Consider the following 9,908-nt stretch of genomic DNA (forward strand, 5'->3'; position numbering starts at 1 on the left):
CAAGGTAGACAACCTTGATACCGGCCGCCACGCTCAACAGGTAGCCCGTCAGCGGCACCGCCAGAATCAGCAGATACAACACAAGGTGTGCACCTTCGGCAGCCCGATGCTGCCACTTCGGCATACCGGCCACCGGGGCCGGCGCCGGATGCGTCAGGCGCCACAGCACGCGCAGCACGGCAAAGATCAGCACGGTCACGCCAATCCACTTGTGATACGAGTACAGCTTCAGCTTGGTCGGCGTAAAGCCGGGAATGTCGGTCATGTACAGACCGAGCCCGAACGCCGCAAAGATCAGCAGCGCGATGATCCAGTGCAGCGCGATGGCAGGCTTGCCATAAGCGCCGTCATCAGCAGCGGCGCGCATGGCGAGATTTGATTGGGCAGCTTGTGACATCGGTTCCCTCAGTTTGGGACGCTCTTGGTAAGCGGCGCCTGCCAGTAAGACCACGGCGCCAAATGTTTGTGCATTATTGAAGCGATCCGGCCAAGCAGGACCCCCTCAAGTTCACCGAGAAATTCAAATTTTTTGATGAATGATAGACGGCGACCAATCGGGTAACGCGGCACATTCTACAGAGCCCACATAGCAAAACAGCCTCCTCCGTAGTCATACGGAGGAGGCTGTTTTCAGTGCAGCCAACAAATTTTCGAAACAATCAAAGGCTGCTGATTCGGCGCGCCAGTTCTTCAGCCTTGCCGATATAGCTGCCCGGCGTCATATCCAGCAACAGCTTGCGGGCGTCCTCGGGAATGGCCAGTGTGCCGATGAATTCACGCAGCGCCTCGCGCGAGATGCCTTTGCCGCGGGTCAGCTCCTTGAGCTGCTCGTACGGGTTGGCGATGCCGTAGCGGCGCATCACGGTCTGCACCGGCTCAGCCAGCACTTCCCAGCAGTTGTCCAGGTCTTCGGCCAGGCGGGCCGGGTTGGTTTCCAGCTTGCCCAGGCCACGCAAGCAGGCGTCATAAGCCAGCAGGCTATAGCCGAAGGCCACGCCGATGTTGCGCAACACGGTCGAATCCGTCAGGTCACGCTGCCAGCGAGACACGGGCAGCTTTTCCGACAGGTGACGCAGCACTGCATTGGCCAGGCCGACGTTGCCTTCGGAATTTTCGAAATCGATCGGGTTGACCTTGTGCGGCATGGTCGACGAGCCAATCTCGCCGGCCTTGGTCTTCTGCTTGAAGTAGCCCTGCGAGATGTAACCCCAGACGTCGCGGTCCAGGTCCAGGATGATCGTGTTGGCACGCGCCACGGCATCGAACAGTTCGGCCATGTAGTCGTGCGGCTCGATCTGGATGGTGTACGGGTTGAACGTCAGGCCAAGACGGCTTTCGATCACATTTTTCGAGAAGGCTTCCCAATCCAGTTGCGGGTACGCCGACAGGTGCGCGTTGTAGTTGCCCACCGCGCCGTTCATCTTGCCCAGCAATTCCACTGCCTCGATACGACGGATGGCACGGTCCAGGCGGGCGGCCACGTTGGCCATTTCCTTGCCCAGCGTGGTCGGGCTGGCAGGCTGGCCGTGCGTGCGCGAGAGCATCGACACATCAGCGTTGGCGTGGGCCAACTCCACCAGGCGAGCCTGCACGCGGCGCAGTGCGGGCACGACCACCGTGTCGCGCGCGCCCTTGAGCATCATGCCGTGCGAGGTGTTGTTGATGTCCTCGGACGTGCACGCGAAGTGGATGAATTCGCTCGCGGCTTCCAGCTCGGCGTTGCCCTTTACGCGCTCCTTCATCCAGTACTCGACGGCCTTCACGTCATGGTTGGTGACGGCTTCGATTTCCTTGATGCGGGCGGCGTCTGCCTCGGCAAAGTTTTCGACCAGGGCCAGCAGCGCTTGCTCGGCTTCGGCCGAAAAACGCGGGATTTCTGCCAGGCCGGCCTGCGACAGGGCGATCAGCCAGTGCACCTCTACCTTCACGCGGTTGCGCATGAAAGCGGCTTCCGACAGCCACTCGCGCAGCGGATCGGCCTTGGCAGCGTAGCGGCCATCGATGGGAGACAGAGCGGTCAGTGCGGAAAGCGACGACATGGCAGGCGGGGAAAAATGTGAAGGGAATCTCAATCCGGACAACCCGGACGCTGCATCGAGCGTTGAACCAAGGTGCATACGCGCACCCCAGCGAGCCCGTGATTTTACCACCCGGCACGCCGGTCTCAGGGCCAATCCGGGACCTTGGCAAGCCTCCGTTTGGTTGAAGCGCCGCCCAGAGCACGCGGGAAAGTGCGCAGCTATACTTCCGCCTCCAACAAGACATGCCTATGAAACTGATCGGATCCCACGCCAGCCCGTACACCCGCAAGGTGCGAGTGGTGCTGGCCGAAAAGAAAATCGACTGCCAGTTCGTGCTGGAAGACGTCTGGAGCGCCGACACGCAGATCCACCAGTTCAACCCGCTGGGCAAGGTGCCCTGCCTGGTGATGGACGACGGCGGCGCCCTGTTCGATTCCCGCGTGATTGCCGAATATGCCGACACGCTATCGCCGGTGGCGCGCCTGATCCCGCCGTCGGGCCGCGAGCGCGTGGAAGTCCGCTGCTGGGAAGCGCTGGCTGACGGCCTGCTCGACGCCGCGCTCATGCTGCGCATCGAGCACACGCAACGCACACCTGAGCAGCGCGGCGAAGCATGGCTGGCACGTCAGAACCACAAGATCGACGACGCACTCAAGGCCATGTCACAGGGGCTGGCCGACAAGACCTGGTGCAACGGCAACCACCTGACGCTGGCCGACATTTGTGTTGGCTGTGCGCTTGGCTACCTGGATTTCCGCCAGCCGCAGATCGACTGGCGCGAACGCCACGCCAACCTGGCCGCGTTCTACGCACGGATGGAAAAGCGGCCGAGTTTCATCGAAACCCAGCCGCAGTAAGTTGGTCGATTCAAGTGATTTGGGTGGCGGTCAGTAGCCGATCTCGACCGCCACGCCCAGCACCAGCAGCGACAGCACAAACAGCGCTGCGAACAGCGGAAAGATGAAGGCTACCCACTGGCCGTAGTTCACGCGCGCCGTCGCCAGATAGGCCAGCAGCATGCCCGAGGTGGGCGTGACCATATTCATCAGGCCGCCGCCCATGAGGAATGCCAGCACGGTAGTCTGCCCGCTCACGCCTGACAGGTGCGCGATCGGCGCCAGGATGGGCATGCTCACCGCCGCCTTGCCCGACAGCGACGGCATGAACACGTCCAGAATCATCTCCATGACCATGATGCCGCCGGCCACCACGGGGCGCGCGCTGTCCTGTGTGAGGCGCGTGAGGCTGTGGATGATGGTGTCGAGCACCAGGCTGTTCTGCAGGATCAGCTCCACAGCGGATGCAAGTCCGATCAGCAGCCCCGCCAGCATCATCCCCTTCATGCCGTCGACAAACGCTTCGGATGCCACGCGCGACTCGAGCCGCCCCGCCAGCGCAATCGCCATGGCCATGATGATGTAGAACGCGGCCAGCTCGACGTTGTGCCAGCTCCACAGGCGGGTGCCGACGATCATCATCACGCTCGATGCCAGCAGCACAAGCAGCACCGCGACATGGCTGCGCGACAGGCGCTTGTTCTCGGTCGGCACGTAGGTCGTCACTTGCCCGGACCGCCGCACACGCCAGAGCCAGTAGCCAATGCCGATGGCCATGAAGACGACGAACACGGCCAGGCGCATGTCGATGCCCGAGAACAGCGGCACGCCAGCCAGCGGCTGCGCAATCGGCAACGCCAGCGGATTGGTGACCGATGCGATATAGCCGACCTTGGCGGCAATGGTCACCAGCGCCAGCCCGTACAGCTCATTCAGGCCAAGCCGCCGCGCCATCGCCACCACGATGGGGATCACCACAAGGTATTCCGAGATCAACCCGAGAAAGCTGCTGCCCAGACCGAGCACGATCATCACGGCGGGTGCCAGGCGATAGATGTTGCCGCCCGTGATCTGCAGCAGGCGATCAATGCCAGCGTCGATCACGCCGGTGCGGCGCATCACGCCGAACATGCCGCCCACGAACATCACCATGAACACCAGCGGTGCGCTTTTGATGAGCCCTTGCGGAATCGCCATGACCGCGCCGACCACGCTGGCCGCATGGGCCTCGGCCGGCGTGCTCTTGTGCGGCATCGGCGAGGTCAATTCCGGCAGCCCGGCCACCTTGGGCACCACTTGGTACGTGCCGGGCACCACCAGCTTGCCCTTACGCTCGAACTTGCCTGCGTCCACAAGGTAGGTCATGCAGATGGCTGCGAGCATGACCCACAGCATCATCACAATCGGGTGCATGAACCCGGCGTGCGGGCGCTGCGTTTCTACGCGTTCGGTCTCCAGGGTGGCGGACATGCAAATGGCTCCTGCGGCGGATCGTTATTGAAGAATCAGGGGGGTGGCGGGTTGTAGCCGAGCTCGCGGCCAATGCTTGCAGCGCAGGCCAGCAGCGGCTCGAGCAATTGCAGCACGTCACGCGCGGTGATGCGCGTGTCCGGCCCTGAAATGCTGAGCGCGGCGACAGCCATGCCGCTCACGTCGCGCACTGGCACGGACACGGCAGCGGCACCGGGCGTGACTTCACCAAAGCTGGCGGCATAACCCTTCTGCTGGACGGCGGCGATCTGCTCGGCGATGACCTGCGGTTCGGGGCCGAGCGATTCGGCAGCGAGTTGCTTGACCTTGCCCAGGTACTGCGCGCGCACCTCCTGCGGGGCGAACGCCAGCAGCACCTTGCCCGCCGCGCCATACCACAGCGGGCGGCGGTTGCCGACGCGACCGATGATGCGCATCTCGTGCGAGGTCTCGCAGCGCGCCACACACACGGTCTCCTGCCCTTCTCGCACGCGCAGGATGATGGTTTCGTTCACCTGCTGGTTGAGCAGCAACATGTGCCGATGCGCGGTGCGTACCACCGCATCTTGCGCGGCAGCTGCGACACCCACCACGAAGGCCTGCGGGCCCAGCGCGTAGGTCGACGTCTTGGCATCGAGAATGACGAAGCGGTGCGCCTCCAGCGTATGCAGCAGGCGGAACGCGCGCGACTTGTTGATGCCGAGACAGTTGGACAGCTCGGTCACCCCGAGGCCCGGATGTTCCGCCACCAGCGTCAGCAACGACAACGCACTGTCGACCGATTCGACGATGTAGCTCATGGCACCTAACCCTTCTGATTGTTCAGTTGTTCGTGGCGCAGTTGCTCGCCAACATAGCCGCGCAAGGCTTCCACGAAACGGGTCAGTTGTCCACGCAAAACCTCGAAGCCATCGTGCTTCTCGCAGGTAGCCTCATTCATGTAGAGCGCGCGGTTGAGTTCGATCTGAATGCTGTGCCGCTGCGCTGCCGGATTGCCGTAGCTACGCACCAGATCACCACCGCGATAAGGGTCGTTGATCTGCACACGAAAGCCCAGCGCACGCAGCGTGTCGGCCACCCACGCGGTGAATGCCGGATCGGCGCTGGTGCCGCTGCGGTCGCTCACGACAACATCCGGGCGCAGCGCACCGTTGTCTTCATTCATGGCGTTGCCGCGCGACTTCATCGAGTGGCAATCGACGTGCCAGACATGGCCGAACTGCTGCCACGCGCCGTCAAGCGCCGCTTCCAGCGCCGCGCGATACGGCAGGTAGTACTGGTCAATGCGTGCACGCACTTCAGCCAGCGACAACGGCGCGTCGTACATCGGCACACCGGGCAGCGCAAACCGGCGGATCAGCCCCATGCCGCGCGCGGTGTAGGACTCAGGCTGCAGCGGCGTGGGCCACGGCTCAGCCAGCAGCGCCGCATCAATGTCGTTGATCGAGCGGTTGGCGTCGATGTACGCCCGCGGAAAGGCCGCCGCCAGCAACGTACCGCCCAGCTCCGGCACGCCAGCCCACAACTCGTCGACGTACGCATCCCACGTGGTCAGCAGCGCCTCTTCCGGCGCCACGGTCGTGAAGCCCTCCGGAAACGCACGCGAGCTATGCGGCGAATCGAAAACGACAGGCATGGCCGGCGCCTGCGGCAGCGTGAGGTGGAAGGCGGAAGGAGACGGCATCGACATCGAACACGCGCAGCGTTTTTTGAAACACTGTTTTATTTAATGAAACCGAAGTGTGATGGCACAGCGTGCATCCTGGCAACGCGGGTTATCCCGTAAACACCGTCATTGAGGAATAAACCTCTTATTACAGACGTTTACGGGAAATTACCCATATCGACGCGCTTGACACCGGATTGTGGTCGCCCGCACGATTTTATGAAACATTGTTTTATTCTATAAAACCATAGAGGAGGAACTCCATGCAACGTTTTGTCCCGGCCAGCCTGATGGCACTCGGCTGTCTGATGTCGGTCGCCACCCCAAGCACCGCTGCCGACGTCACCCTGTACGGACGCGTCGATCTCGATGCCGAAGTCCAAAAGGGCCCGAAAGGCTCCACCGCGCAGGAAACCGACAACGCCTCACGCTGGGGCATGCGTGGCAAGGAAGACCTGGGCAACGGCATGGCCGCCGTGTTCGGCCTGGAGCAAGGCTTCAACGCCGACGATGGCACCTCCGTCAACCCGCAGTTCCGCAATGCCTATGTGGGGCTGACCGGCACGTTCGGCGCGTTTGCCATGGGCCGACTGGACTCGGCCACGGCAGTGGGTTCACCGATCTACTCGCAGATCACGCACATCACGGATTTCGTCATCCATGATGCGGGCGCCACGGCCATCGGCACCAAGGTGCTCAATGCGCGCAACCGCGTGTCGAATGCCTTTGGGTATCAATCGCCGGATTTCGGCGGCTTCTCGCTGCGCGCGCGGATGTACTTTGCCGGCCCGGAAACGCCGCCGGCCAATCCGGCCGCCCCTGTGCGATTCGAAAGCGACTGGCGCGCCTACGACGTCGGCCTGAACTACGACAATGGCCCGTTCTCTGCTGGCCTTGGCTACTCGAAGGATGACAAGCGCGGCGGCCTGGTCGCCAATGATTTCAACGACAAGGTGCAGTTGGCGGTCGGCTACAACTTCACGGTGGTCAATACCTATGCCGTGATCGGCCGTGACCGCTATGCCGGCACGATGACCACGCGCTCACAGGTGCGCTACTGGTTGGCGGGCTTCACGGTGCCGTTTGGCACCGCGCACCAGATCACCGCTAACTACATGGAGCGCGACGTGCAGACCGACCGCGCGGGCCGGCTCAAGAAGCTCCAGATCGGCTACGGCTACAACCTCAGCAAGCGCACCATGCCTTACGTGTTCTTCGACCGCGAAGACCCGAATTCGAATGTGCGCGGCAACCGGGTGACGACCTACGGCGCCGGCATCAAGCACTTGTTCTGATCGAAGTGATCGCGCTGATGAGCGTTACACCGCCACCGGGTCGAACCGCTCGGCCTGGGCCATCGGCCAGTAGCGCTCATAGAGCTGATAGCGGTAGCGCCCGGCGAGCAGATCGCCGGGTTCGAGGTATTTGAGCAGCGTAGAGAGCAACTGCACCTCGTTGCCCGACACGCGACGCACGATGTGGTGCGCGCGGAAGTCCGCCGGATGTTGCAGGCCTGCCGCCTGCGTCAACTCCAGCAGCGCGTGCAGCGTGTGGTCGTGGTACTGATGCACGCGCTCGGCCTTGTCCGGCACCACCAGTGCTTTCTGGCGAGATTTGTCTTGCGTGGCGACGCCCGTCGGGCAGCGATCGGTGTGGCATTTCTGCGCCTGGATGCAGCCCAGCGCAAACATGAAGCCGCGCGCTGAGTTGCACCAGTCAGCCCCCATCGCTAGCGTCCGGGCGACATCAAAGGCGGTAACGATCTTGCCCGACGCGCCGATCTTGATCTTGTCGCGCAGGTTGGTACCCACCAGCGTGTTGTGCACCAGCAGCAACCCTTCCTGCAGCGGCGTGCCAACGTGGTCGGTAAATTCCAGCGGCGCGGCGCCCGTACCGCCTTCCGCCCCATCGACCACGATGAAGTCCGGCAGGATGCCCGATTCCAGCATCGCCTTGACGATGCCAAAGAACTCCCACGGGTGTCCAATGCACAGCTTGAAGCCCGTCGGCTTGCCGCCCGACAGCGTGCGCAGCCGGTCCACGAACTGCAGCAGCCCCAGCGGCGTTGAGAACTCCGAGTGGGCGGCCGGCGAGACACAGGCCTGTCCGATCGGGATACCTCGTGTAGCGGCAATCTCGGGCGTGACCTTGGCGGCAGGCAGCACCCCTCCGTGCCCAGGCTTGGCACCTTGCGAGAGCTTCACCTCGATCATCTTCACCTGCGGGCTGCGGGCCTGCTCGGCAAACTTGTCCGAATCAAAGCGGCCATTGGCATCGCGGCAACCGAAGTAGCCAGAAGCGACTTCCCAGATCAGATCGCCGCCCTCTTCGCGGTGGTACGGCGAGATCGAACCCTCGCCCGTGTCATGAATGAAGTTGCCCAGCTTCGCACCGCGATTGAGCGCGCGAATGGCATTACCCGACAGCGCGCCAAAGCTCATCGCCGAGATGTTGAACACCGACATCGAATACGGCTTGGCACGCCCCTCGCCCACCAGCACGCGGAAATCCGCCGAGGCGATGCGCGTGGGCGCCAGCGAATGACCAATCCACTCGTGCCCGGCAGTCTTCACATCCAGTTCGGTGCCAAACGGGCGGCTGTCGACTTCGCCCTTGGCGCGCTGATAGACGATGCTGCGCTGGGCGCGCGAGAACGGACGCTCGTCGGTGTCGTCCTCGACAAAGTACTGGCGGATTTCCGGGCGGATGAACTCGAACAGGAAGCGGAAGTGGCCCCACAGCGGGTAGTTGCGCAGCACCGAGTGGCGGGTCTGCGTCACGTCATAGATGCCCAGCAGCACCAGCAAGCCCGGAATGAGCGCGCACGCCCAGTGCAGATGCCCTGTGGCCCAGAACCCCGCAGTGATGACGAACAACAGCACAACACCCGCAAAGGCCCAATAGCGACGTGGCAGCATGACAAACCCTGTGTGGAGACAAATCAGGGCGCCAGCTTAAACGACCCCGATGATGGCCGCAGCCGTCACAACGGACTGTTGCGAAAATCGCCTAAGCAGCAGCCTTCTCGGGCACAGCCGCTTCGGCTGAAGCAATGATGCCGCCACCCAGGCAAACCTCGCCGTCGTACAACACGGCAGACTGACCCGGCGTGACAGCCCATTGCGCCTCGGAAAATGCCAACGTGAGCGCACCGCCGGTGGCACGGGCCACCGTGCACGGCGCATCCGCCTGGCGATAGCGCGTCTTGGCACCCAACTGCGTGCCCTCTGCGGGCGGATGACCAGCAACCCAGCTCAGATCAGCTGCATGTACGGTATGCGCCAGCAGCCACGGGTGGTCGTGGCCTTGCACCACGTACAGCGTGTTGGCCGCCATGTCCTTGCGCGCCACGTACCAGGCATCGCCGTTGCCATCGCGGCTGCCGCCAATGCCGATGCCCTTGCGCTGCCCCAGCGTGTAGAACGCCAGGCCGATGTGCTCGCCGATCGTCTTACCGTCGGGCGTCTTGATCGGACCCGGCTTGGTCGGCAGGTAGCGGTTGAGGAAATCGCGGAACGGCCGCTCGCCGATGAAGCAGATACCGGTGGAATCCTTCTTCTTGGCATTGGGCAGGCCAATCTCTGCCGCAATCTCACGCACGCGCGTCTTCGGCATCTCGCCCAGCGGGAACAGCGTGCGCGAGAGCTGCGCCTGATTCAGCCGATGCAGGAAGTAGCTCTGGTCCTTGGTGTGGTCAAACGCCTTGAGCAGTTCGAATCGACCATCGACCTCACGCACGCGGGCGTAATGGCCGGTGGCAATCGTGTCCGCGCCCAGCGCCATCGCATGGTCCAGGAAGGCCTTGAACTTGATCTCGGCGTTGCACAGCACGTCAGGATTGGGCGTGCGGCCGGCGGAGTATTCGCGCAAAAAGTCCGCAAACACGCGATCCTTGTACTCGGCCGCAAAGTTGAC

9 protein-coding genes are annotated in these 9,908 nt (G+C 63.0%); 2 read left to right on the plus strand and 7 right to left on the minus strand.

What is annotated here, in order from left to right; translation table 11 throughout:
* Both JHD73_RS24200 and purB read right to left on the minus strand, forming a co-directional pair.
* The coding region (locus JHD73_RS24200; protein ID WP_199032720.1) for a cytochrome b at positions 1–397 on the minus strand (397 nt) is incomplete at its 3' end.
* A gap of 262 nt (positions 398–659) precedes the next feature.
* Positions 660–2,039: an adenylosuccinate lyase gene (gene purB / locus JHD73_RS24205; protein WP_199032721.1), complete on the minus strand. Its 1,380-nt coding sequence runs from the start codon at positions 2,037–2,039 to the stop codon at positions 660–662.
* Between the two features lie 230 nt (positions 2,040–2,269).
* Between purB and JHD73_RS24210 the strand changes: the two genes are divergently transcribed.
* On the plus strand, positions 2,270–2,878 hold the full coding sequence (locus tag JHD73_RS24210; protein ID WP_199032722.1) for a glutathione S-transferase N-terminal domain-containing protein: 609 nt from the start codon (positions 2,270–2,272) through the stop codon (positions 2,876–2,878).
* 30 nt (positions 2,879–2,908) lie between these two features.
* Here the strand turns inward: JHD73_RS24210 and JHD73_RS24215 are convergent, their stop codons facing one another.
* Genes JHD73_RS24215 through JHD73_RS24225 form a run of 3 tightly spaced genes read right to left on the minus strand, consistent with a single transcriptional unit; the run spans position 2,909 to position 6,017 of the window.
* The gene (locus JHD73_RS24215) at positions 2,909–4,327 is read right to left on the minus strand and encodes a YfcC family protein (RefSeq protein WP_199032723.1); all 1,419 of its coding nucleotides are present in this window, start codon (positions 4,325–4,327) and stop codon (positions 2,909–2,911) included.
* Between the two features lie 35 nt (positions 4,328–4,362).
* Positions 4,363–5,127 (minus strand): IclR family transcriptional regulator, encoded by a 765-nt coding sequence (locus JHD73_RS24220; RefSeq protein ID WP_199032724.1) that lies wholly within the window; start codon positions 5,125–5,127, stop codon positions 4,363–4,365.
* Between the two features lie 5 nt (positions 5,128–5,132).
* Positions 5,133–6,017: an N-formylglutamate amidohydrolase gene (locus JHD73_RS24225; protein ID WP_199032725.1), complete on the minus strand. Its 885-nt coding sequence runs from the start codon at positions 6,015–6,017 to the stop codon at positions 5,133–5,135.
* Between the two features lie 239 nt (positions 6,018–6,256).
* On the opposite strand from JHD73_RS24225, the gene JHD73_RS24230 reads away from it, so the two are divergent.
* Positions 6,257–7,288 carry a porin gene (locus JHD73_RS24230; protein ID WP_199032726.1) on the plus strand — a complete coding sequence of 344 codons (1,032 nt, stop codon included), beginning with the start codon at positions 6,257–6,259 and terminating at the stop codon, positions 7,286–7,288.
* A gap of 24 nt (positions 7,289–7,312) precedes the next feature.
* On the opposite strand, the gene JHD73_RS24235 is transcribed toward JHD73_RS24230, so the two are convergent.
* A complete protein-coding gene (locus tag JHD73_RS24235; protein WP_199032727.1) occupies positions 7,313–8,911 on the minus strand; it encodes an FMN-binding glutamate synthase family protein in 1,599 nt (532 codons plus the stop codon).
* Positions 8,912–9,002: 91 nt separating this feature from the next.
* Positions 9,003–9,908 (minus strand): tRNA 2-thiouridine(34) synthase MnmA (gene mnmA, locus JHD73_RS24240; RefSeq protein WP_199032728.1); only part of this gene is annotated, 906 nt, incomplete at its 5' end.

This window comes from Ralstonia sp. ASV6 (assembly GCF_016429285.1).
Lineage (GTDB): Bacteria > Pseudomonadota > Gammaproteobacteria > Burkholderiales > Burkholderiaceae > Ralstonia > Ralstonia flaminis.